We start from the raw sequence: 21,909 nt of genomic DNA on the forward strand, positions 1-21,909 counted from the left end.
GGGGAAGGCGATGAGCCCGGGACCGCGTCAGGCGGCGGTCCCGGGCTCAACGCGTTTCGCGAGGCCGCCGCTGCCTTCGCGCAGGTGCCGCCGCCCGCCGCCCCTCCCGGCTCCTTTACGATCACGCGTAGGCCCATACGTCACGACAACGCCCCATCGGAGCCGCCCGTGCTCGACGCACTCGACCTGCAATTGATGCAGGCGCTGCAACTCGACGGGCGGGCGCCCTTCAGCCGGATCGCGGCAGTCCTCGGCGTCTCCGACCAGACCGTCGCCCGGCGCTTTCGCCGGCTGCGCGGGAGTGTGGGTCTGCGGGTCATCGGCGTCACCGACGAGGCGCTGCTCGGGCGCAGCAGTTGGCTGGTGCGGCTGCGCTGTGCCCCGGACGGCGCGGAGCAGTTGGCGGGGGCCCTCGCGCGGCGCGCCGACACGTCGTACGTGGGTCTGCTCTCCGGCGGCACGGAAGTGCTGTGCTCGATCAAGCCGCGCGGCGGTCAGGAGGACGAGCTGCTCCTGGCCCGTCTCCAGCGCACGCCCCTCGTCACCTCGGCGACGGCACAGTGCGTCCTGCACCCCTTCTACGGCGGCCCGGTCGGCTGGCTCAACAAGATCAATGCGCTGGACGCGGAGCAGGAGGCCGCGCTGCGGGCGCCGACCGCCGAACCGTCCGCTCCCCCGCCGGTCCCCGACGAGGTCGACGAGACGCTCCTCGCGCTGCTCCGCCGGGACGGCCGGGTGGCGCTCACCGAGCTCCAGGCGGCCGCGGGCCAGTCGGAGTCGGTCGTCAAGCGCCGCCTGGACCGGCTGCGGGCGAGCGGCGTCCTCTACTTCGACGTCCAGCACACCCACGAACTGCTCGGCCGCTCGGTGATGGCGGCGCTGTGGCTGACCGTCGCCCCCTCCGCGCTCGCCTCCGTGGGCGAGTCGCTCGCGGCGCACCCGGAGGTGCGGTTCGCCGCGGCGGTGACCGGGACGGCCGGGGTGTTCGCCGCGACCGTGCACCGCGACACCCGCGAGCTGTACACCTATGTGAGCGAGGGCATCGGGGCGCTCTCCGGCGTGCGGTCCGTGGAGAGCGCCCTGTTCGTGCGTCAGGTCAAGCAGCTCACGTACGAGCCGGGGCGCTGACCTCCCGCGTGGCGCGCCCTCCGACGGTGACCAGCACGAGGCAGCCGAGGGCGACGAGGGCGATCGCGGCGAGCATCACCGAATAGGGCAGCCATGCCGACAGCGTCGCGAGGACGGTGGGCAGCAGGAACCCGGCGTAGGCGAGCGTGTAGTAGATGCCGGTCAGGCCCGCGAGGTCGTCGGGTCCCGCCATCCGCTGGATCTCCAGGAGCCCGGAGACGACGGCGATGCCGTATCCGGCGCCGAGCGCGACGGCGGCGGCACCGGCCAGCCACGGTGACAGCACGGCGGCGTTGACGGCGCACAGCACGGTGCCGAGCAGCATGACCGACATGGCCGCGACCGGCGCCCGTCCGCCGCGGGAGCCCTTGCGGCCGTCGAGCCACTTGGCCAGCGGCTGCACGGCGGCGCCGGTGCCCAGGGTCAGCACCGTGAGCGCGGTCGCGTAGGCGAGGCCCCAGTGGCCGACCCGGTTGTCGACGAGCTGGGGCATCACCGCGTAGGCGAGTCCGGCGGCGCCGAACACCCAGGGCGCCATCGGGAGGACCACCCAGCGGAAGCGGCGGCGGGCCGGGGCGGGGATGCGCAGGTCGGCGGCGAGTGCACGAAGCAGCTCCCGGAGCGAGCCCGCCGCGCCGCGCACCGCGGTCCGGGTCTCCGGGATGCGCAGCAGGAGCACCGGGACGGCGGCGGTGAGCGCGATGTGGACGACGTAGGGCGTCACCATCGGCCACGGGCCCCACTGGGCCAGGGCTCCGGCGACACCCGCGCCGAGGCCGAAGCCGGCCGTCTGGCACAGGGAGGCGCGGCGCGCTGCGGCACCCGCGTCCGCCCCGGTCGACAGCTCCTTGACCCAGCTGCTGCCCACCGCCATGGCGATGCCGACGGCGACGCCGGTCATCAGGCGGCCCACGTAGATGGGCCAGGCGCTGTGTTCGCCGAAGCACAGGACGAGGCTCGCGAGGATGGAGGCGACGGCCCCGGCGATCATCACCGGTCGTCGTCCGCGCCGGTCGGATATCGGCCCGGCGAGCAGGAGCCCGGGGACGAGGCCGACGACGTAGGCGCCGAGGAAGGCGTCGACGCTGAGTGTCGAATAGCCGCCCAGTTCGCGGTACATGAGCAGGAGCGGTGTGAACTGGTTGCCGCCCCAGCCGCAGACGAACATCGCCGCGGCGACGGTCCGCCACTGGCCGGGGCGTACGGGAGCAGCCGCCGGGGCGGCCGGCTGCTGGGTGGTGTGCGTGTCGAGCATCGTGAGGGCAGGGCTCTTTCGGGGGTGGGGGGTGTGCGGTGCTGGGGTTGTTCAGTGCTGGGGGCCGTGCGTCGCGGCGAGGTGCGCGCGCAGTGCCTCGGCGAACGCGGCGCCGTCCCGGGCGCGGAGGTGGCCGAGCAGCGCCTCGTGTTCGTCGGCGAGGCCGGGCAGCCGCTCGGGACGGTGGCCGAGCGCGGAGACGCTCATGCGGCGCTGCCGGTCGCCGAGGGTCGCGTAGAAACGGGCGGCGATCGCGTTCCCCGAGGCCTCGACGACGCCCCGGTGAAAGGCCTCGTCGGCGACGGCGAAGGCGCGTACGTCCCCCTCCCCCGCCAACTCCCGCTGACGGCGGATGAGTTCACGCAGCCGCTCCTCGTCCTCGGGGGCGAGCCCGACGCGCGCGATGCGTTCGGCGGCCGACTGCTCGACGGCCTGCCGCATCTCCAGCACGTCCGCCGCCTCCCCCGGCGGGACGGGCACGACGACGGCGCCGCGCTTGGGATGCAGCGTCAGCAGCTCCTCGGACTCGAGCCGCAGGAACGCCTCCCGCACGGGGGTCCGGCTCACCTGCACGCGCTCGGCGATCTCCCCCTCACTGATGAGGCTGCCCCCGGGCAGCTCACCGGTGAGGATCAGCTCCTTGGTGACGGCGTAGACCGTGGTGGCCGCCGAGGTCGGTTTCGTCTGGTGTGGCTGGGTCCGGGGCATGCCTGGACCCTAGCAGGCATAGATACAAGCTTGTATCTATGCCCCCTCCCCTGCGTTCAGGCCGCCCGCTCCAGGCACTCCTCCACCACGTGCTTGTCGAGCGCGGCCCGCACCAGGGCCGCCGACAGTTCGGCCCGTGGGGTGTCGCCCGCGAGGCGGGTCAGGGTGGTGGGGTTCTTCGGGAGACCCAGGCGTTCCGCGCCCTGGAGGGTCTTGGCGTCGAGCAACGGGGCGTACTCCGGCCAGATGTCCTGGACCTCGCGCAGGAAGATGCTCGCTCCCGTGGGGCCGAGGCCCGGGGTTTCGCGCAGGAGGGCGCGGATCCGCTTCTCGTCGCCGTCGGCTTCCTCGCGCATCGTGCGCAGGTCGCCGCCCCAGCGGTCCAGCAGCAGTTCGGCGCCCTCGCCGAGTTGGGTCGCGGTGCGTTCGTCGTAGCGGCGGTAGCCGCCCTCCCCCAGTGCGTCGACGCGCTGTTGCCAGGTCGCCTCGGCCATGCTGCGCGGGTCGCGCAGGCCCGCCCCGTACAGGGCGCGTGTCGTGGCGACCGCGACCGAGGCGCGGATGCGGGCGCTGAGCAGGCTCGCGAGGACGAGCGTGCGGTAGAGGGGTTGTGGGGTGTTCTTGAGGCGGATGCCCGCCTCGGCGGCGTAGGTCCTGCCCTCGGTGGCGAGGAGTTCGCGCAGCACCTTCTTGTCGCTTGCCATGGTTACGTGTGCTCCCTGACGACGTCGGTCGGGTCCTTGTCGTCCCGCAGTCCCTGGTAGCGGGGGTGGCGCAGCATGCCGTCGCGGGTCCATTCGGAGAACTCGATCTGTGCGACGAGCCGTGGCCGCGCCCAGTGCGCGGTACGTTCGGCGACGCGGTCGGTGAACGGGGAGCGGGACTGCTGGAGTTCGTCGAGTTGTTCGCGCAGGGCGAGGAGGGTGCGCCGGTCGAAGCCGGTGCCGACCTTGCCCGCGTAGCGCAGCCGGTCGCCCTCGTAGTAGCCGATCAGCAGTGCGCCGATGCCCTCTCTGCTGCCGGTGGGCTCGGTGAAGCCACCGACCACGAACTCCTGCCCGTGGGCGCACTTCAGCTTCAGCCAGTCGCCGGAGCGGCGCGGCTGGTACGTACTGTCGGCCCGCTTGGCGATGAGTCCCTCCCAGCCGCGCCCGCAGGCGTCGGCGAGGAGTTCGGCGCCGCCCTCGTTGCGGTGGGTGCTGAAGCGGAGGGGGTCGGTGAAGGTGAGGGTCTTACGGAGCAGGGACTTGCGAGTGCGCAGCGGAAGGCGGCGGACGTCCGCGCCGTCGACACGCAGCAGGTCGAACACGTAGTACTTCACCGCGACGGTGCTCGCCGCGACCTCCCGGGGCTTGGTCAGTCCCATGCGCTGCTGGAGGCGGGAGAAGTCGGTGCGGCCGTGCGCGTACGCGACGATCTCGCCGTCGACGGTGAAGTCCGCGGCGTCCTGCGCGTCGAGGGCCTCGACGATCTCGGGATACGTGGCGTCGAGGCGGCGGCCCGAGCGGGAACGGATCGTGGTGCGGCCGTTCTCGCGGACGGCGAGGACGCGGATGCCGTCCAGCTTCCGCTCGAAGAGCCAGCCCTTCGCGAACTCGCGGCGGTCGCTGAGCGTCGCCAGCATCGGGGAGGCCGCGAGTTCCACGCCGGGAGCCGCGTCGCGAATGCGTTTCTCCAGGTCGGGCGGGAGGGTGTCGAGGAGTCCTGTCATGTGTCGTCGCCGCCTTCGGCCTCCTCGGCGACCTGGCGCAGGGTGCGGCCGCTGCGGGCCGAGCGGGCGCGCCGCGGATCGGGGGTGCCGCCGCTGCCGCCGGTTCCCTCACGGACGAGGAGCCAGGTGGGTTTGTCCTCGCGGCCCTTGAAGCGGGTGAGCGCGTAGCGGCCGCGCAGTTTCTCGCCGTGCAGGTCGAACGTGGCGTGGCCGTTCTCCAGCGCCTCGTCGAACGGCACGGGCCGGTTCTTCTTGTCGTGAGCGGCCGGGCTGTAGGTGCCGCGGTCCCAGACGATGACGGTGCCGCCGCCGTACTCGTCGTGCGGGATGACCCCTTCGAAGTCGCGGTAGTCGAGAGGGTGGTCCTCGGTGGGCAGGGCGAGCCGCTTGTCGTGGGGATCGGTGGAGGGCCCCTTCGGGATCGACCAGGACTTGAGCACGCCGTCGACTTCCAGGCGGAAGTCGAAATGCATGGTGCTCGCGTCGTGGATCTGCACCACGAACACCGGCTCCTCCCCGTCCCTGTCCGTGCTCTGTTCGCCGGCGGGCTCGGCGGTCGCGTCGAAGTTCCGATTGCCGCGATAGGTCCCGAGCCGGTCCTTCCCGCTCACGGCCGCTCCCTTCCGTCGGGGCCGCTCCTCTTCCGCGGCGGCCGGGTACCCGTGATCGTCACGAGCACACGGCCGCCGCGATCGATCAGGCCGCGGACGCCTCGTCGGCGATCGTGCGCTCCTCGCCCGTGGGGTGGGTGAGCTGGTGGACGAGGGCCGCGATCACGCCGCCGACCAGGGGCGCCACGATGAACAGCCAGAGCTGGGAGAGCGCGTCGCCGCCGGCGAAGATCGCCGGGCCGAGGCTGCGCGCCGGGTTGACGGACGTACCAGTGAGCGGGATGCCGACCAGGTGGATCACCGCGAGGGCGATGCCGATGGGCAGTCCGTCGAAGCCCACCACGGCCACGCGGTGGGTCACGGCGAGCACCACGAACACGAGGAGGAAGGTGAGCACGACCTCGGCGAGGAACGCGCCGCCCATGTTGATGTGCACGTCGGAGCGGTCGCCGTAGCCGTTGGAGCCGAACGCCCCCTTGGTCTGGAGACCCGGCACCTGCTTGGCGAGCAGGAACAGCAGGGCCGCGCCGACGATGCCGCCGACGAACTGGGCGATCCAGTAGCGGACGGCGGTCGCGACGTCGATGCGGCGGGCGCAGAGCATGCCCAGCGTCACGGCCGGGTTGACGTGGCAGCCCGAGATCGGGCCGAGGGCGTACGCCAGGGCGAGCAGCGTGAAGCCGAAGGCGAGGGCGATGCCGAGGGTGCCGATGAACTGGGCGCCCAGGACCGCCGATCCGACGGCGAAGAACACCAGCAGCAACGTGCCGAGGAATTCCGAAATGAGAGCTCGCGTCTGCATCTCCTGCATCTCCACCACCTCGAAAGTACGGACAGTTACTTGCGAGGCTCACGTGCCTTGCCGGTCGGCGCAGAGCGAGGCGGTTTGGATACCGCCAGTCGGGTGAAAGGTGCGGGTCAGTCGCTGCCCCACGCCTCCAGGAGTATGTCGACGACGGCGTCGAGGTCGGCGTCCGCCAGGTCGTCGAAGGCGCCGGAGTGCCGGGCGAGGAGTACGCCCGCGACGGAGGCGACCAGGACGTCGGCGCGCAGTCCGGGCCGGTCGCGGCCCTCGCGGACGAAGCGGGCGCGCAGCGGCTCGACGAGCCGGGCCTGGAGCGCGGCGCGGGCCGCGTCCTGCGCGGACTGGTCGCTGGAGGACTGCACGGCGACGCGCAGCAGCGGCACCGGGCCGCGCCGCTCCGCGCGTGCGGCGACCTCGCGCAGCCGGGGTCCGGTGAGGAGGTCGTCCGGCACGGAGTCGCCGTGTTCGGCGTGCAGCACCTCCACGTACAGCAGCGCCTTGCTGCCGAAGTAGCGGGAGATGAGGGCGGCGTCGACGCCGGCCCGTTCGCCGATCTCGCGGATGGTGGTGCGGTCGTAGCCGCGCTCGGAGAACAGTTCGGTGGCCGCCCGCAGCAGCGCGTCGCGGCTGCGGGCGCTGTTGCGGCGCCGGTCGGGGGCCTCGCCTGTCATGTGCGGCTCGGTTCGGTGCGGGCCTCGGCGGTGCCGCCCGCCGCGACGAGTGAGGGGCGCGGTCGGGCGCCGCCCCGGGTGAGCGCGACGGCGATGACCCCCGTCGCGAGGAACGCGGCGCAGCCGACGAGTCCGGCGTTGCGGTAGCCGTCGTCGGTGGGGAGGGCCGCGCCGAGCGGGGTGGAGGCCTGGAGGACGACGGCGCTGAGCGCGCTGCCGGTCGAGTATCCGATGTACTTCACGACCTGATTGAAACTCATCGCGCTGCCGGTCTCCGCCGCGGGCACACCGCCGACGATGAGGCCGGGCGTGACGGCGAACGTGACACCCACGCCGAGTCCGGCGAGCGCCATCATCGCGCCGATGCCCCACAGGCTGGAGCGGGCGAGCAGGAAGCAGACGAGCGAGCCGAGCGAGAGCAGACAGCCGAGCGGCAGCATCCGGGCGGGGGTCGCGGCCCGGCCCATCGCCCGCACCAGGCGCCCGGTGACGAGGCTGGCCGCGGAGAACGGCACGAGCAGCAGGCCGGTGACGACGATGGAGGCGCCGAAGCCGTAGCCGCCGGCCTCGGGGGTCTGCACGTACCGGGTCACCAGGGAGATCAGCAGATACGTGCCGACGCCGCCGACCATGGTGGTCAGGTTGGCGACGAGGACGCCGCGGTCCTTGACGAGGCGGACACGCACGAGGGGGTGCGTGGAGCGCAGCGAGTGCGCGATCCAGCCCGCGAGGAGGACGATCGCCGCGACGGCCAGCGCCAGGAGCCGCGCGGACAGCCAGCCCCACCGCTCCCCCTCGGCGAGCGCGAGAAGCAGCGCCGCCATGCCGCCGGCGAGCAGCAGCGCTCCGGGTACGTCCATCGGGGTGCTGGGCCGGTGCGGGGGCCTGGGCACCACGATCAGCGCGGCGAGGAACGCCGCGGCCGCCGTCCCGAGCGCGAACCAGAATCCGGCGTACATGCCGAGGTACTCCGCGAAGAGCCCGGTGATCGGGTAGCCGAGGCCGATGCCCGCCGCGGTGGTCAGCGACAGCGTCGTGACCGCTCCGCGCGCCTTGTGGGGCGGCAGCGCGTCGCGCGCGGTGGCGATGGCCAGCGGGACCAGGCCCATGCCGACGCCCTGAAGCGCGCGGCCCACCAGGAGGCAGGCGAATCCGACCGGCAGCGCCGCGAGCAGGCTGCCGACGAAGACGGCGGCGAGCCCGCCGAGGATGACGCGCTTGCGGTGCGGCCCGTCGCCGAGCCGTCCCATGACGGGGGTCGCGATGGCGCCGACCAGCATGGTGACCGTCAGCGCCCACTGTGCGGTGGAGACGGCGACGTGGTCCTCGGCGGCGATGGTGGGGATCAGCGGGGCGCCGAGGCTGCTGACGACGGCCACCAGCATTCCGAGGCTGACCAGCACCGGCACGAGCGCGCGGGGGTGGCGCAGCGGCGGGGCGGGGCTCGGCGCGGGCACTGATATGGAGGGCTGCAAGGTCTTCCCGTTCATGTCATCAAGCGATGTCATCGCATGATGACATGGTGACCTGGGGTTCTTGACCGTTATTGGCCCTCGGGGCGGTTTCGGTGGCCGACCTCACATGTCGGCCGCCGGGAGTTCCACGGTGACGCGCAGGCCGCCGGAGGCGCGCGGGGTGAGGGTGAGCGTGCCGTCGTGGGCGCGGGTGATGGACTGGACGATGGCGAGACCGAGACCGACACCCTGGTGGTCGCTCCGGACGCGCTCGGTGCCGCGCTGGAAGGGTTCGGTGAGGGTGGCGACCAGGTCCGGGGCCAGCGTCTCGCCGGTGTTCTCGACCGTGAGCACCACTGAGCCGGGGCGGACGCCGCTGGTGATCCATACGGTGCCCCGCTCGGGCAGGTTGTGGACGATCGCGTTGTGCACGAGGTTCGTGGCCAGTTGCAGCAGGAGCGGCTGCGATCCGGACGCGCGGGCGATGTCGCCGCTGGTTTCGAGGGCGACGCGGCTCTTCTCCGCGAGCGGGAGGAGCGTCTCGACGGCTTCCTCGGCCAGGAGGGAGAGGTCGACGTCCTCACGGGTGAAGGCGCGCTGTTCGGCACGGCTGAGCAGGAGCAGCGCCTCGGTGAGGTCGATCGCTCGGGTGTTGACGGCGCTGAGCCGGTCGACGAGTTCTTCGGTGTCGCGCTCGGGGTCGGCGCGGGCCACGTCGAGGAGCGATTTCGAGACGGTGAGCGGGGTGCGCAGTTCGTGGGAGGCGTTGGCGGCGAAGCGGCGCTGTTCGGCAACATGGGCCTCGAGCCGCGTGAGCATGGTGTCGAAGGCGTCGGCGAGTTCGCGGAATTCGTCCTGGGGGCCCGGCAGCCGGATGCGGTGGGAGAGCGATCCGGTCGCGGCCGTGCGGGTCGCGTCGGTGATGCGGTTCAAGGGGGCGAGCATACGGCCGGCGAGAAGCCACCCTCCCAGGAGGCCGAACACCAGCAGGAACACCATCACCCCAGCCGCCAGCGGGGCGAACCCGCGCACGAAGGTGGTGCCCGGACTCACTCGCCAGGCTCCCTGCTCGTTGGTCTGGAGCCACCCCTCTCGGACGAAGAAGAACCCCACGGCGGCGAGCAACAGGCCGCCGGCGACCATGAGGAACCCGGCGTAGCTCAGGGTGAGCTTGAGGCGGACGCTCAGCCCGCGCTCCCTAGGCACGGTCCTCGCTCCCGCCCTGCGGCCGCACGTCGATGCGGTAGCCGACGCCCGGCACGGTGGCGATGATCCAGGGTTCGCCGAGCCGTTTGCGCAGCGCGGAGACGGTGATGCGGACGGCGTTGGTGAACGGGTCGGCGTGCGCGTCCCACGCACGTTCGAGGAGTTCCTCGGCGCTGACGACTCCGCCCTCGGCGGCCATGAGGACTTCGAGCACGGCGAACTGCTTCCTGGTCAGCGCGACGAACCGGCCGTCCCGGTAGACCTCCCTGCGGAACGGGTCGAGGCGCACGCCCGCGCTCTCCCGCACGGGCGGTCTGCTGTGACCGCGTCTGCGGTCGAGCGCCCGCAGCCTGAGCACGAGTTCCTGGAGCTCGAACGGTTTCGTCAGGTAGTCGTCGGCGCCGAGTTCGAACCCCGAGGCCTTGTCGTCGATGCGGTCGGCCGCGGTCAGCATGAGGATCGGCATCCCGCTGCCCGAGGCCACGATGCGGCCCGCGATCTCGTCTCCGGAGGGCCCCGGGATGTCGCGGTCGAGGACGGCGATGTCGTACGTATTGACGCTCAGCAGGTCCCAGGCGGTGTCCCCGTCCCCCGCGATGTCGGCGGCGATCGCCTCCAGGCGCAGCCCGTCGCGCACGGCCTCCGCCAGATACCGCTCGTCCTCAACAATCAGCACACGCATGCCCTTCACGCTACGAGTCGGCGTGTATCGGCGGCATATCGAAAAACGCAGACGTTGGGGCAACATCACGCTGTCTTGACTGGCGGCATGACTCGTACGCCCATGTTTCGCACACCCATGGCCGGCCGGAAGCGCCCGCTGCTCCTCACCGTCGGCCTCGCCGTCTGTCTCGCCGTCGCCGCGGCGGTGATCGCCACGGTCCTCGGCCTTCGGTCGCCCAGGACCTCGTCGGCCTCGCCGCCGACGAAGGCTCCCCCGACGCCTTCGTCCGCCTCGGTGCCCTCCCCCATGGCTTCTCGGGAGCGCGGCGGGCAGAACGCGGTGGGCGAGGCCGATGGCGCGGTCCCCGACGGCGTGACGGTCTTCGACGACACCGTCCCGGCCGTCGGCAGGCTCGGCCCGGACCTGCTCAAGTCCCTCCGCCAGGCGGCGACGGACGCCTCCGACGACGGCGTCACGTTCCACGTCAACAGCGGCTGGCGCTCCCCCGAGTACCAGAACCGGCTGCTCGACGAGGCGGTCTCGAAGTACGGCTCCGAGGCCGAGGCCGCCCGGTGGGTGGCCACCGCCGATACCTCGCCGCATGTGTCCGGCGACGCGGTCGACCTCGGGCGCTCCGAGGCGACGGCGTGGCTGTCCGCACACGGCGCCGCGTACGGGCTCTGCCGGATCTACGACAACGAGCCCTGGCACTACGAACTCCGTCCCGAGGCCGCCGATCACGGCTGCCCGACCCCCTACGCCGACCCCACCGAGGACCCGAGGATGCAGAAGTGACCGACAGCAAGCGCACACGAATGAGCCGGTCGCTCCGTGCCCTCTCCCGACCCGGCCCCTGGAAGCGCGGCCGGGTGCTCGCGGCCCTCGCCCTGCTGCTCGGGCTGCTTCTGCTGCTGCACGCGCACGTCACGGACCGCGGGGGGATCGGCAGTCTGGTGGACACCTTCCTGCCGTGGTTCGGTCTCTTGGTGCCGGTGCTCCTCGCCGGGGCGCTGTGGCGGCGGTCGGCCTCCGCGGTGGTGGCGGTGCTGCTGCCGGCCGTGGTGTGGGCGGGGCTCTTCGGTGGCGTCCTCGGCGACAAGGCGCACGCGGACGCCGGCGACCTCACCGTCGTCAGCCACAACGTCGGCGCCGACAACCGCGACCCGGCGGGCACGGCCCGCGATCTGGCCGCCTCCGGGGCCGATGTGCTCGCGCTCGAGGAGATCACGGCGCAGGCCCGGGGCACGTACGAGAAGGCGCTGGCCGCGGCCTATCCGCACCACACGGTGCAGGGGACGGTCGGGTTGTGGAGCAAGCTGCCGCTGTCCGGCGTCGAGCCGGTCGACACCAGGATCGACGTCGGGCCGCTGGGCGCCACCAAGTCCGCGGCCGTGAAGGCGGGTTGCAACCGGGCGCTGCGTGCCACGGTCGCCACGGACCGGGGTCCGGTCGCGGTGTACGTGGCCCACCTGGGCTCGGTACGCGTGATGCCCCGGGGCGGCTTCTGGACGGACAGCCGGGACCGCAACGCGCAGGCCCTCGCCGAGGCGATCGCCGCGGAGGACAGCAAGCGGGTGGTGCTGCTCGGGGATCTCAACGGCACGATGGACGACCGTGCGTTCGCCGGTCTCACCACACAGTTGATATCCGCGCAGGAGCAGGCGGGGGACGGCTTCGGCTTCAGTTATCCGGCGGACTTCCCGGTGGTGCGCATCGATCAGATCCTGCTCCGGGGCGTCACGGCGGACCGCTCCTGGGTGCTGCCCGCGACGGGCAGCGACCACCGGCCGGTGGCGGCCGGCATCAGCTGGTAGGAAACGGCGAGTGCCGGGCCCCACAAGGAGGGCCCGGCACCGGGGGTGGCCGCTTCGGAGCGGCCGTCCCGGCCTGTCGGCGCGACCCGAGGACCGGCCGGGACGCTCGTGTCGCCGTACGTACGGGGGTCAGTCGGCCAGCGCGTCGATCAGCGCCTTGGTGACGTCCTCGGTGGTGGCGGTGCCACCGACGTCACGGGTGAGCGTCCCGGCGCCGGTGACGGTCTCGATGGCCTTGTTGAGGCGGGCCGCCTGGTCGGGCAGGCCGAAGTGCTCCAGCATCAGCGCGGCGCTGCCGACCGCGCCGATCGGATTCGCGAGGCCCTGCCCGGCGATGTCCGGGGCCGAGCCGTGCACCGGCTCGAACATGCTCGGGAAGCGCCGCTCCGGGTTGAGGTTGGCGCTCGCCGCGAGGCCGAGGCTGCCGGCCAGGGCGCTGCCGAGGTCGGAGAGGATGTCGGCGTTGAGGTTGGAGGCGACGACGACGGACAGGTCCTCGGGCTTGAGCACGAACTTCGCCGACATGGCATCGACAAGGACGCTCTCCGTCTCCACGTCCGGGTACTCGGCGGCCACCCGCTTGAAGACGTCGTCCCAGAGCACCATCCCGTACTGCTGGGCGTTGGACTTGGTGACGGAGGAGACCTTGCGGCGCGTGCGGGTGCGGGCCAGGTCGAAGGCGAAGCGGATGATGCGCTCGCAGCCCACCTCGGTGAACAGCGAGGACTGGACGGCCACTTCGCCGCCCGGGCCGCGGCCGGACAGGTTGCGGCCGCCGAGACCCGCGTACTCGCCCTCGCTGTTCTCGCGGACGACGACCCAATCCAGCTCGGTGTCGTCGGCCTTGCGCAGCGGGCTGAGCACGCCGGGCAGGAAGTGCACGGGGCGGACGTTCGCCCACTGGTCGAAGTTCTGGCAGATCTTCAGGCGCAGACCCCACAGGCTGACGTCGTCCGGGACCGAGGGCCAGCCCACCGCGCCGAAGTAGATGGCGTCGAAGTCCTTGAGCTGGTCGAGACCGTCGTCGGCCATCATCTTGCCGGTACGGGCGTAGTACGCGCAGCCCCAGTCGAACTCCTGCCAGTCGAAGGCGAAGGACCCGTCGGAACCGGCGGCGAGGGCGTCCAGGACTGCGCGGCCCGCCGCCACGACCTCGGTGCCGACGCCGTCGGCGGGGACGGCGGCGATGCGGAAGGTGCGGGTCTCGGACACGAGGGCCTCCAGGAAGTGCGGGAAACGCCCGTGCTCAAGAGCGCCTGGCCGGGCGGCGGTTGGTGTGTTCCCGAGTCAACAGGCCGGTTCACGGGGCGTCCAAGACATGCTTCCGATGCGACACATAGGCGCGACTGATAGGTGCCGCGCCCTCTCCCGAGGCGTTACGTCGACGGGGTCCGCGCACGGCGCTCGGCCAACGAGCGGGTCAGTTCGAGGAAGGCGCGCGCCCCGGGGGTGAGATGCGCGGGCAGGCTGATCATGGCGACGTGCAGGTGTGCGGTCGGCACGAGCGAGGCGACCGCGAGGCCGCAGCGGCGGGCGAGCCGGGTCCAGGCCGCGGGCAGCACGGCGATGCCCACGCCGGTGAGTACGAGCGGGAGGATGGAGGTGCGATGGTCGACGACGGCGACGATCTCGGTGTCCCCGCTGCGGGCCGTGATGTCGTCGACGATGCCGCGCATCAGGCTTCCGGGGCGGGACGCGATCAGCTTGTGCCCGGCGAGGTCCTGGGGGTGCAGCACGGCGCCGTCGGTGAAGGGCCCGTCGGCCGCGCCCACCACGACGAACGGCTGTTCCTCCACGGGCAGCATGTCGATGCCGGGCGCGGTCACCGGCTTGTCGGCGCCGAGCAGCCCCAGCTCGCAGGCGCCGCTGCGGACGAGTTCGACGGTCTCCTCGGGGGTGAAGGCGGCCCGGGTGCTGACCGTGACATCCGGGTGCAGCTGGGCGAACCGGTGGATCAGCGTGGCCATGGGTTCGATGCCGGGTGAGGGCATGGTGGCCACTTCGACGGTGCCGCTGCCGAGTCCGGTGAGGGCGGCGGCCCGTTCGCGTACGGCGGCCAGGTCGCGCAGTACGCGGCGGCTCGGCTCCAGGAGTTCGGCGCCCGCCTCGCTCAGGACGACGCCGCGGCCCATCCGGTGGAAGAGCGAGACACCGAGGTCCGCCTCCAGGTTGGCCATCGCCTGCGACAACGAGGGCTGCGCCACGTGGAGCGCGGCGGCCGCTCTGCTGAAGCCGCCGTGCTCCACGATGGCGAGAAAGTACTGCAATTGCCGCGCGTCCATCCGGCCTCCTCCGCCTGCCGCCATAAGGGCAACCTATCGACACATCGACAGGTCGCCCTTGCGGGGAGTGCGCGCGGCCGGGGCTCAGACCGGCGGGGCGGGCGCGGGCACCGACTGCTGCACGGGCACCGTCGTCGCCCCGGCCGGGGCCGCGGGCGGCTCCTCGACCCGCTCCCCCGCCAGCACACGGCGCGCCCGCTCCAGGTCGAGGGCGTTCTCCCAGCGGGCGACGACCAGGGTGGCGACGGCGTTTCCGCAGAAGTTGACCAGGGCCCGGCACTCGGACATGAACTTGTCGATGCCGAAGATCAGCATGATGCCCGCGACGGGCACATGTCCCACGGTCGACAGGGTCGCGGTCAGCGCGATGAACCCGCCGCCCGCGACCCCGGCCGCCCCCTTGGAGGTCAGCAACATGACGGCCAGCAGGCCGAGTTGCTGGCCGAGGGAGAGCGTGGTGTCGGTGGCCTGGGCGATGTAGAGGGTGGCGAGGGACAGATAGACCGCGGCGCCGTCGAGGTTGAAGCTGTAGCCGGTCGGCACCACGAGGCCGACCGTCGACCGGTCGACTCCCATGAACTGGAGCTTGCGCATCAGTCCCGGCAGCGCGGGCTCGGCCGTCGAGGTGCCGAGGACGAGCAGCAGTTCCTCCTTGAAGTGGCGCAGCAGTTGGAAGAGGTTCAGCTTCACGTACAGGGACAGGACGGCGCCGAGGACCACGACGACGAACACGATGGACGTGACGTAGAACAGCAGGATCAGCGAGCCGAGGCTGGTCAGCGTGGACAGGCCGAACTTGCCGATCGCGAAGGCCATCGCGCCGAAGGCGCCCACGGGTGCCGCCTTCATCACGAAGGACAAAACCTTGAAGACCACCTCGGTGAGGCGGTTGACGGACGCGATGATCGGCTCGCCGACCGGACCGACCATCTTCAGGGCGATCCCGAAGATCACGGCGAGGAAGATGACCTGGAGGATGTCACCTTCGACGAACGCGCCGAAGAAACTGTCCGGCACCAGGTTGGTGAGGAACTCCCACCAGTGCTGCTCCTCGCCCTGCTGAACGTACTGGCTCGCGTCACCGGAGGTGTGCAGGTCGCCGACATCCGCGTGCACACCCTGACCGAGGGGGAACAGGTTGATGGCGAGGAGGCCGAAGCCGAGCGCCACGATCGTGCCGACCTGGAAGTAGACGAGCGCTTTGACGCCCGTGCGGCCCACCTTCTTGAGGTCGGCCACGCCCGCGATGCCGCCGATGACGGTCAGGAAGACGATCGGCGCGATCAGCATCTTCATCGCCGTGACGAAGGTCGTGCCGACCGGTTCCATCGCCGTGCCCAGGTCGGGCCACCGCCAGCCGAGCACGATGCCGACGACGATCGCCGCCAGCACCTGTACGTACAGCTGCCGGTACCACGGCCTGGTCTTCACCGTGGGGGTGGCGCCTGCGGCGGCGTCCGGGGCATGCGTCATTGCAACCTCCATCCGGGCACGGCTGGGAGCTGCGGCACCGGGCCCGTCCGGCGCCGCCCCAACTACCGCGTCAGTGAAGCGGTTTGCGTGCACGGAGGTCCACGACCAAAAATCGATGCCCCGGATAGGTGGCGCCTATGACCCCGCCGGCAGCTGCACCGTCATGATCAGGTGGCAGGTTCCCTCGCCCGCGCCGCGGTAGGTGTGCGCCGCGTCCCCGTCGAAGGTGGCGGTCTGCCCGGCCGCCACGGGATGTTCGCCGCCGTCGACGACCAGGACCATCCGGCCGCTGGTGACGCTCACCGTCTCGACGACGCCGGCCTGGTGGGGGTGGCTCGGATACTCCTCGCCCGGTTCGAGGCGCCAGCGCCACACCTCGACCGGGGAGGCGCCCGTGGTCGTCAGCATGAGCCGGGCCTCGCCACCCCTCTCCCCGACCCACAGCGGCATGACCTCGTCGGACGACACGACCCGCACGCGCCCTTCGGCCGGCCCCTCCAGCAGGGCCGACACCGAGACGCCGAGGGTGTCGGCGAGCCGGACGAGGGTGGCGAAATTCGGATTGCCCTGCGCCTTCTCCAGGCCGACCAGGGCCCCCTTGCTGACCTTGGCGCGGCGGCCGAGTTCGTCCAGGGAGAGGCCCGCGCGCGAGCGGGCCGTCCTGACGTTGTGCGCGAGCGTGCGCAGGGCTGCCTCTGTCTCGGTCACCTGACCACCTTCCGCTTCACCACCGACTGGCCAATGGAATGTACCGCGCGGTCGTTCGGTTGACACGTCACGGTCGGTTCATTGTACGGTTTGGTCGTTCCACTGAAGCGTATGGATGTTGTACGGATGCCCAGCGCAAGGATGACAAGGGAAAGTCTCGTGATCGCTCTGCTGCTGGCCCTGGGCAGCTCTCTCGCCTATGGATGCGCCGACTTCCTCGGCGGCCTCGGCGCCCGGAAGGCGCACGTACTGCGCACCGTGATGGTCGCGGCTCCCGCCAGCCTCGCGGTCGAGCTGCTGCTGTGGCCGTTCCTCGGCGCCTCGTTCGGTTCGGCCGCCGTGGGCTGGGGCGTGGCCTCCGGTGTCGCCTCGGCCGCCGCGTTCGCGCTGCTCTACAAGACCCTCGCCATCGGGCCGATGAACGTGCTGTCCCCCGTGACGGCGCTGGTGTCCGCCGCGCTGCCGGTCTCCGTGGGGCTCGCGCAGGGCGAGCACCTCGCCACGGCGGGGCTCGTCGGGCTGCCGCTGGCGCTGATCGCCGTGGTCCTGGTCAGCGCCGGGGGCGGCGTCGGCTCGTCCCGCCCCTCGCGCACGGCGCTGCTGCTCGCCTTCGGGGCGGGCGCGGCCATCGCGCTCCAGCTGGTCTGCCTGCACCAGGCCCCTTCGGACAGTGGCGTGGCACCGCTGATCGTCGGCAGGGCGGTGTCGTCGCTCGTCACGCTGGGCGCGGCAGGCGTCCTGTCCAGGCGGCTCGGGGCGGAGAAGCCCGCGTACGGCATCTCGGCGGCCGCGGGTGTGCTCGACTCGATCGCCAACCTGCTGTTCCTGCTGGCGGCGCGCAGCGGCGACCTCGCGGTCGTCGCCGTCATCACGGCCCTCTACCCGGCCGGTACGGTGCTGCTCGCGCGCGGCGTACTGGCGGAACGGATCCACCGGGGGCAGCTGGTGGGCCTCGGCACGGCCGCCGTCGCCGTCAGCCTCCTCGCCCTCACCTGACCCTCTCTCCTCACCCCCAGATACGGAGTCCCCGATGCCCGCCTTCCACCTCACCCCCGCCGTCGCCGACGCCTTCCCCGACACCCGGATCGCCGTCGTCACGGCCACTGGCCTGCGCGGACACGAGCTCTGGCCGTCGACCGTCACCGCAGTCGAGGTCCTGGAGCGCGAGCTCGCCGACGGCTCGTGGCAGCCCGCCGACGAGTCCGACCCGCGCATCGAGGCGTGGCACACCGCGTACCGCTCCTTCGGCACCAACCCGCGCCGCATCCGGCCCAGCGTCGACGCGCTCGGCCGCCGCATGGCGAAGAAGGGCGCGCTGCCGCGCATCAATCCGGCGGTCGACTCCTACAACGCCGTCTCCGTGCGCCACGGCCTGCCCGCCGGAGCCTTCGACCTCGACCATGTCACCGGCGACGTGGTGGAGATCCGCTACGCGGACGGCACCGAGGAGTTCACCCCGCTCGGCGAGCCCGACACCGTCGAGCACCCCAAGCCCGGCGAGATCATCTACGCGGACACCACCGGCGTACTGACCCGCCACTGGAACCACCGCGACGCGCAGCGCACGTGTGTCACCGAGGACTCGACGCGGGTCGCGTTCCTGATGGAGACCGTGCGCGCGGACCGCGACGGGCACCTGCTGAAGGCGGCGGCCGAGGAACTGCGCGACCTGCTCGCGCCGCACGCCGAGCAGGTCACCGTCGAGTACGTGGGTCAGACCGCGTAGGCCACCCGGAACCCGGTGTTGCCCGAGGTGCTGTCCGCCGTGTTGGAGGTGCGGGCGGCCACGCGGTAGCGATTGCAGTACGAGTGGTGGCACAGGTACGAACCGCCGCGCATCACGCGGGTGTTCGGGTCGCCGCCCGGCTCCCACAGGTCGGCGTTCCACTCCCAGACGTTGCCCGCGACGTTGTGGAGACCGTAGCCGTTGGGTTGGAAGGCGTGGACGGGGGCCGTGCCCGCGTAGCCGTCCTCGGCGGTGTTCTTGGTGGGGAAGATGCCCTGCCAGATGTTGCACATGTGCTCGCCGCCGGGGGTCAGTTCGTCGCCCCAGGCGTAGCGGGCCTGGTCGAGGCCGCCGCGTGCGGCGTACTCCCACTCGGCCTCGGTGGGCAGCCGGCCGCCCGCCCACTTGGCGAAAGCGGCGGCGTCGGACCAGCCGACGTGGGTGACGGGGTGGTCCCAGCGGCCTTCGAGGTCGCTGCCGGGGCCTTCGGGGGTGCGCCAGGTGGCGCCCTCCACGCCGCACCACCACGGGGTGGCATCGGGGCGCGGCGAGATCTTGCGCAGGTGGCCCGGCAGGAACTTGGCGAACACATAGCTCCAGCCGAAGCGTTCCGCCTCGGTGCGGTGTCCGGTCGCCTCGACGAACGCGGCGAAGCGGGCGGTGGTGACGGCGTACGCGTCGATGGCGAAGGCCTTCACACGCACCGCGCGCACCGGCCCCTCCGCGTCGCCGGGGTTCGCCTCGGAGTCCTCGTTGCCCATGCGGAAGGTGCCGCCGGGCAGGTCGACGCGGGTGTCGTAGGCCGGTTCGTCGCGGGGTGCGAGCGTGCGGGCGACCGGCCCCGCGCCCGTGGCCTCGGGGCCGCCCTCGCGCGAGGGCGAGCAGCAGCTCTTCACGCCACGCCCTCCGACTCGAACGCGGACAGCGTCGTGTCGTAGTCGGTCGGCACGTCGTACATCGGTGTCATCCAGTGGTAGAAGTTGTCGCCGCGGTCGCGCAGCAGGTGGTACAGGCGGTGCATCAACTGCGTGCGCACTTCGCGCAGTTCGGGGTGCTCGTACCGGTTCTGCAACTCGTCCGGGTCGGCTTCCAGGTCGTACAGCTCGTTGTGGGACTCGGGGTTCACGACGAGCTTGTAGCGCCGGGTGCGCAGCATGCGCTGAGGGTACGGGAAGTGGTGACCGTGGTACTCGGCGAGGTGGTGTTCGTCCCACTCGGGGTGCTCGCCACGGGCCAGCGGGAGCAGGCTGCGGCTGTCGACCGCAGGAGCGGCGTCGGCGCCGGCCAGTTCCAGGATCGTCGCCGTGTAGTCGGTGAGGGAGACGAACTCGTCGCGGACCTGGCCCGCCTCGCCGCCGGGGACGCGGAGCAGTCCGGGGATCCGGTAGATGTCCTCGTACATGGCGGGGCCCTTGTCGTGCAGGCGGTGGGCGCCGGTGAACTCGCCGTGGTCGGCGGTGAAGCAGACGGCGGTGCGCTCGTCGAGACCGAGGTCGCGGACGGCCTGCATGATGCGGCCGATCTGCTCGTCGATGAGGGTGACATAGCCCCAGTAGGCGGCTATCAGCTTGCGGCTGTCCTCGATCGGCATGGTGTCGAAGGCCCACAGCTGGCTGTAGTTGCTCTGCACCGGCGGCTTGTTCGCGAACGTCTCGGCCATGGAGGCGGGCAGTTCGACGAGGGCCGGGTCGTACATGTCGAAGTACTCGTTCGGCAGGATGTACGGCAGGTGCGGGCCGAAGAATTGGGTGGCGAGGAAGAACGGGTTGCCCTCGCCGCCGCGCTCGTGCTCGGCGAACCGGCGGAGCATCTCGATGGTGCGGGTGGCGAGGTAGTACTCGAAGGTGGCCTCGACGGGCTGGTGGAGGCGGGCCGCGAGGAGGTTGCCGGGGCTGCCGTTGGGGGTGGTGCCGCGCATCCGGTCGCTGATGGCGTACTCGGGCAGGCCCCGCTCCTTGAGGTAGTCGAGGTAGTCGGGGTGGTCGACGGGGTTGTGCCAGCCCTCCAGGTTCGGTCCCTCGAAGCCGTAGTCGGCGGCGGTGCGCTGCACACCTCCGTGCCACTTGCCCATCAGGCCGAGGTTGTAGCCGTCGCCCTTCAGCTGCTCGGCGAAGGTGAACTGGCCGTCGGAGAGGTCCTCCAAGTAGCCCACGTTCCGCTCGTAGTTGGCGAGCAGCTTGTGCCGGAAGGGGGCCGCGCCGGTCAGCAGGCTGGCGCGGGCCGGGGTACAGATGGCGGTGGGTGTGTAGCAGCTGTCGAAGCGGGTGCCCTCGGCGGCGATCCGGTCGAGGTTCGGGGTGCGCACGTGCGGGTTGCCGTAGGCACCGAGGGTGTCGACCCGGTGCTGGTCGGTCATCAGGAAGAGCATGTTGTGGCGCACGGCGGTGCCTTTCGGATCGTACGAGGGGGTGTGTCGGTTCAGGGCGGCTGCTACGAGGCGTGGGTGGCGGCGTCCTCCTCGGGTGCCGCCGCCTCGGCCGTCGCGTACCCCGCCAGGAGCGGTGACTCGTGGAAGACGAGGGCGAGTGCGCCGAGCGCGCCGGAGCGCTCGCCGAGCACGCCCTGCACGAGTTCCACGCCGTGGTGGACGCGGGTCGCGGTGTAGCGGCGGAAGGCGTCCTCGACGGGGCGGAGGAAGACCGGGCCAAGGTCGGCGACCTCGCCGCCGAGCACGATGCGGCGCGGGTTGGCGGTGCTGGACGCGGCGGCGAGCGCGCGGCCGACGGCGAGCGCGGCGCGTTCGACGACCGCGCGCTCGGTGTCCGCGCCCGCCGCGAACGCCTCCGTGAACCGTTCCCAGCTGCGCCGCCCGGCCGCCCGCAGCAGCGCGGGCACGGCGGCGACCTGCTCCAGGCAGCCGTGGCCTCCGCACCAGCAGCGCGGCCCTTCGGCGTCGACGCTGATGTGTCCGAGCTCGCCCGCCGCGCCCTGCGCACCGCGGAACAGCAGTCCGCCGGCGACGAGCCCGCCGCCGATGCCGTACGAGAGCGTGAGGTGCAGGGCGTCGCCCGCGCCGCGGGCCGCGCCCCAGATGGCCTCGCCGAGCGCGGCGAGCCGTGTGTTGTTGTCGGCGAGCACCGGCACGTCGAGCGCTTCGGAGACGGCGTCGGCGACGGTCTGTCTGCGGTCCGTGGTGTCTCCGGGGCCCGGGGTGCCGATGCCGACGCCGCCGAGTCCCGCGAGGTCGATGCCCTCGCGGGCGGCGAGCTCGCGCAGCAGGTCGAGGGCGGCGGCCGCCTGCTCACGTGCTCCGGAGCGGGGTGCGTGGTGGGTGCCCGCGAAGGCGGTGACCTCGTGCGCCGCGTTGGCGATGGCGACCGTGATGCGCTCGCGGCCCACCTCGATGCCGACCGCCTGGGCGGAGCGCGGGTTGAGCGTGAGCCGGTGCACCGGGCGGCCACGGCCCGAAGGCGGGCCCGCGGGCTCCTCCGTCACGACGCCGTCGGCGAGCAACTGCCCGACGATGCCGGAGAGCGTGGTGCGCGAGAGTCCCGTGGCGGTGGCCACGTCGGCCCTGCTGCTGGGGCCCTGCCTGCGCAGCACTTGGAGGACCCGCTCCACGTTCCCGTACCGCAACTGGCGCAGCACGGTGGGGTTCTTGACCACTGCCATGGGTCGGATACTCCCCCGGCCCCCGCATTTTCGTCAAGACTCACGACAGAAATCAAAACCGCTGGTCGATACCCCTTGATT

The 21,909-nt window shown here is 72.0% G+C and carries 22 protein-coding genes; 5 read left to right on the forward strand and 17 right to left on the reverse strand.

Annotated features, from left to right (window positions below):
- Positions 1–168: 168 nt before the first annotated feature.
- Positions 169–1,128 carry an Lrp/AsnC family transcriptional regulator gene (locus ACNYS0_RS00375; protein ID WP_422470573.1) on the forward strand — a complete coding sequence of 320 codons (960 nt, stop codon included), beginning with the start codon at positions 169–171 and terminating at the stop codon, positions 1,126–1,128.
- On the opposite strand, the gene ACNYS0_RS00380 is transcribed toward ACNYS0_RS00375, so the two are convergent.
- The 10 genes from ACNYS0_RS00380 to ACNYS0_RS00425 form a co-directional block, all read right to left on the reverse strand.
- A complete protein-coding gene (locus ACNYS0_RS00380) occupies positions 1,106–2,383 on the reverse strand; it encodes an MFS transporter (protein ID WP_422470574.1) in 1,278 nt (425 codons plus the stop codon). The genes ACNYS0_RS00375 and ACNYS0_RS00380 overlap by 23 nt on opposite strands.
- Positions 2,384–2,434: 51 nt before the next feature.
- The gene (locus tag ACNYS0_RS00385) at positions 2,435–3,091 is read right to left on the reverse strand and encodes a GntR family transcriptional regulator (RefSeq protein WP_422470575.1); all 657 of its coding nucleotides are present in this window, start codon (positions 3,089–3,091) and stop codon (positions 2,435–2,437) included.
- A gap of 56 nt (positions 3,092–3,147) precedes the next feature.
- Positions 3,148–3,795, reverse strand: coding sequence for an HhH-GDP family DNA glycosylase (locus tag ACNYS0_RS00390; RefSeq protein WP_422470576.1), 648 nt, complete (start codon positions 3,793–3,795; stop codon positions 3,148–3,150).
- Between the two features lie 2 nt (positions 3,796–3,797).
- Positions 3,798–4,802 (reverse strand): non-homologous end-joining DNA ligase, encoded by a 1,005-nt coding sequence (gene ligD, locus ACNYS0_RS00395; protein WP_422470577.1) that lies wholly within the window; start codon positions 4,800–4,802, stop codon positions 3,798–3,800.
- Positions 4,799–5,413 carry a DNA polymerase ligase N-terminal domain-containing protein gene (locus ACNYS0_RS00400; RefSeq protein WP_422470578.1) on the reverse strand — a complete coding sequence of 205 codons (615 nt, stop codon included), beginning with the start codon at positions 5,411–5,413 and terminating at the stop codon, positions 4,799–4,801. Before ACNYS0_RS00400 ends, ligD begins: the two co-directional genes overlap by 4 nt.
- Positions 5,414–5,498: 85 nt before the next feature.
- Positions 5,499–6,215 carry an MIP family channel protein gene (locus ACNYS0_RS00405; protein WP_422470579.1) on the reverse strand — a complete coding sequence of 239 codons (717 nt, stop codon included), beginning with the start codon at positions 6,213–6,215 and terminating at the stop codon, positions 5,499–5,501.
- A 116-nt stretch (positions 6,216–6,331) separates the two neighbouring features.
- The gene (locus tag ACNYS0_RS00410; RefSeq protein ID WP_422470580.1) at positions 6,332–6,889 is read right to left on the reverse strand and encodes a TetR/AcrR family transcriptional regulator; all 558 of its coding nucleotides are present in this window, start codon (positions 6,887–6,889) and stop codon (positions 6,332–6,334) included.
- A complete protein-coding gene (locus ACNYS0_RS00415) occupies positions 6,886–8,397 on the reverse strand; it encodes an MFS transporter (protein WP_422470581.1) in 1,512 nt (503 codons plus the stop codon). Before ACNYS0_RS00415 ends, ACNYS0_RS00410 begins: the two co-directional genes overlap by 4 nt.
- 69 nt (positions 8,398–8,466) lie before the next feature.
- Complete coding sequence (locus ACNYS0_RS00420; RefSeq protein WP_422470582.1) at positions 8,467–9,549, reverse strand: sensor histidine kinase; 1,083 nt, start codon at positions 9,547–9,549, stop codon at positions 8,467–8,469.
- Positions 9,542–10,231 (reverse strand): response regulator transcription factor, encoded by a 690-nt coding sequence (locus tag ACNYS0_RS00425; protein WP_422470583.1) that lies wholly within the window; start codon positions 10,229–10,231, stop codon positions 9,542–9,544. Before ACNYS0_RS00425 ends, ACNYS0_RS00420 begins: the two co-directional genes overlap by 8 nt.
- 87 nt (positions 10,232–10,318) lie before the next feature.
- Between ACNYS0_RS00425 and ACNYS0_RS00430 the strand changes: the two genes are divergently transcribed.
- Both ACNYS0_RS00430 and ACNYS0_RS00435 read left to right on the forward strand, forming a co-directional pair.
- Positions 10,319–11,008 (forward strand): M15 family metallopeptidase, encoded by a 690-nt coding sequence (locus ACNYS0_RS00430; RefSeq protein ID WP_422470584.1) that lies wholly within the window; start codon positions 10,319–10,321, stop codon positions 11,006–11,008.
- Between the two features lie 20 nt (positions 11,009–11,028).
- Positions 11,029–12,027 carry an endonuclease/exonuclease/phosphatase family protein gene (locus ACNYS0_RS00435; RefSeq protein WP_422482390.1) on the forward strand — a complete coding sequence of 333 codons (999 nt, stop codon included), beginning with the start codon at positions 11,029–11,031 and terminating at the stop codon, positions 12,025–12,027.
- Positions 12,028–12,156: 129 nt separating this feature from the next.
- Here the strand turns inward: ACNYS0_RS00435 and ACNYS0_RS00440 are convergent, their stop codons facing one another.
- From ACNYS0_RS00440 to ACNYS0_RS00455, 4 genes are all read right to left on the reverse strand, one after another.
- Positions 12,157–13,239 carry a tartrate dehydrogenase gene (locus ACNYS0_RS00440; RefSeq protein ID WP_422470585.1) on the reverse strand — a complete coding sequence of 361 codons (1,083 nt, stop codon included), beginning with the start codon at positions 13,237–13,239 and terminating at the stop codon, positions 12,157–12,159.
- 164 nt (positions 13,240–13,403) lie between these two features.
- The gene (locus ACNYS0_RS00445) at positions 13,404–14,309 is read right to left on the reverse strand and encodes a LysR family transcriptional regulator (RefSeq protein WP_422470586.1); all 906 of its coding nucleotides are present in this window, start codon (positions 14,307–14,309) and stop codon (positions 13,404–13,406) included.
- An 84-nt stretch (positions 14,310–14,393) separates the two neighbouring features.
- Positions 14,394–15,782: a C4-dicarboxylate transporter DctA gene (gene dctA, locus ACNYS0_RS00450; RefSeq protein WP_422470587.1), complete on the reverse strand. Its 1,389-nt coding sequence runs from the start codon at positions 15,780–15,782 to the stop codon at positions 14,394–14,396.
- A 135-nt stretch (positions 15,783–15,917) separates the two neighbouring features.
- Positions 15,918–16,490 carry a helix-turn-helix domain-containing protein gene (locus tag ACNYS0_RS00455; RefSeq protein ID WP_422470588.1) on the reverse strand — a complete coding sequence of 191 codons (573 nt, stop codon included), beginning with the start codon at positions 16,488–16,490 and terminating at the stop codon, positions 15,918–15,920.
- A gap of 159 nt (positions 16,491–16,649) precedes the next feature.
- On the opposite strand from ACNYS0_RS00455, the gene ACNYS0_RS00460 reads away from it, so the two are divergent.
- The gene (locus ACNYS0_RS00460) at positions 16,650–17,486 is read left to right on the forward strand and encodes an EamA family transporter (RefSeq protein WP_422470589.1); all 837 of its coding nucleotides are present in this window, start codon (positions 16,650–16,652) and stop codon (positions 17,484–17,486) included.
- 34 nt (positions 17,487–17,520) lie between these two features.
- Entirely contained in the window at positions 17,521–18,216 is a 696-nt protein-coding gene (locus ACNYS0_RS00465; RefSeq protein ID WP_422470590.1) for a B3/B4 domain-containing protein, read from the forward strand.
- On the opposite strand, the gene ACNYS0_RS00470 is transcribed toward ACNYS0_RS00465, so the two are convergent.
- From ACNYS0_RS00470 to ACNYS0_RS00480, 3 genes are all read right to left on the reverse strand, one after another.
- A complete protein-coding gene (locus ACNYS0_RS00470; RefSeq protein ID WP_422470591.1) occupies positions 18,204–19,112 on the reverse strand; it encodes a formylglycine-generating enzyme family protein in 909 nt (302 codons plus the stop codon). The two genes, ACNYS0_RS00465 and ACNYS0_RS00470, sit on opposite strands and share 13 nt — an antisense overlap.
- On the reverse strand, positions 19,109–20,584 hold the full coding sequence (locus ACNYS0_RS00475) for a sulfatase family protein (RefSeq protein WP_422482392.1): 1,476 nt from the start codon (positions 20,582–20,584) through the stop codon (positions 19,109–19,111). The genes ACNYS0_RS00470 and ACNYS0_RS00475 overlap by 4 nt, the downstream gene beginning before the upstream one ends.
- A 62-nt stretch (positions 20,585–20,646) precedes the next feature.
- Positions 20,647–21,828 carry an ROK family transcriptional regulator gene (locus tag ACNYS0_RS00480; RefSeq protein ID WP_422470592.1) on the reverse strand — a complete coding sequence of 394 codons (1,182 nt, stop codon included), beginning with the start codon at positions 21,826–21,828 and terminating at the stop codon, positions 20,647–20,649.
- Positions 21,829–21,909 lie beyond the last annotated feature (81 nt).

Origin of the sequence: Streptomyces anthophorae (genome assembly GCF_049310305.1) — a bacterium.
GTDB lineage: Bacteria > Actinomycetota > Actinomycetes > Streptomycetales > Streptomycetaceae > Streptomyces.

Bases quoted from the DNA above. Each gene is read 5' to 3' on its own strand.
- ACNYS0_RS00380 (WP_422470574.1), bottom strand. From the start codon at position 2,383: ATGCTCGACACGCACACCACCCAGCAGCCGGCCGCCCCGGCGGCTGCT.
- ACNYS0_RS00385 (WP_422470575.1), bottom strand. From the start codon at position 3,091: ATGCCCCGGACCCAGCCACACCAGACGAAACCGACCTCGGCGGCCACC.
- ACNYS0_RS00390 (WP_422470576.1), bottom strand. From the start codon at position 3,795: ATGGCAAGCGACAAGAAGGTGCTGCGCGAACTCCTCGCCACCGAGGGC.
- ligD (WP_422470577.1), bottom strand. From the start codon at position 4,802: ATGACAGGACTCCTCGACACCCTCCCGCCCGACCTGGAGAAACGCATT.
- ACNYS0_RS00405 (WP_422470579.1), bottom strand. From the start codon at position 6,215: ATGCAGACGCGAGCTCTCATTTCGGAATTCCTCGGCACGTTGCTGCTG.
- ACNYS0_RS00410 (WP_422470580.1), bottom strand. From the start codon at position 6,889: ATGACAGGCGAGGCCCCCGACCGGCGCCGCAACAGCGCCCGCAGCCGC.
- ACNYS0_RS00415 (WP_422470581.1), bottom strand. From the start codon at position 8,397: ATGACATCGCTTGATGACATGAACGGGAAGACCTTGCAGCCCTCCATA.
- ACNYS0_RS00425 (WP_422470583.1), bottom strand. From the start codon at position 10,231: ATGCGTGTGCTGATTGTTGAGGACGAGCGGTATCTGGCGGAGGCCGTG.
- ACNYS0_RS00430 (WP_422470584.1), top strand. From the start codon at position 10,319: ATGACTCGTACGCCCATGTTTCGCACACCCATGGCCGGCCGGAAGCGC.
- ACNYS0_RS00435 (WP_422482390.1), top strand. From the start codon at position 11,029: ATGAGCCGGTCGCTCCGTGCCCTCTCCCGACCCGGCCCCTGGAAGCGC.
- ACNYS0_RS00445 (WP_422470586.1), bottom strand. From the start codon at position 14,309: ATGGACGCGCGGCAATTGCAGTACTTTCTCGCCATCGTGGAGCACGGC.
- dctA (WP_422470587.1), bottom strand. From the start codon at position 15,782: ATGACGCATGCCCCGGACGCCGCCGCAGGCGCCACCCCCACGGTGAAG.
- ACNYS0_RS00465 (WP_422470590.1), top strand. From the start codon at position 17,521: ATGCCCGCCTTCCACCTCACCCCCGCCGTCGCCGACGCCTTCCCCGAC.
- ACNYS0_RS00475 (WP_422482392.1), bottom strand. From the start codon at position 20,584: ATGCTCTTCCTGATGACCGACCAGCACCGGGTCGACACCCTCGGTGCC.
- ACNYS0_RS00480 (WP_422470592.1), bottom strand. From the start codon at position 21,828: ATGGCAGTGGTCAAGAACCCCACCGTGCTGCGCCAGTTGCGGTACGGG.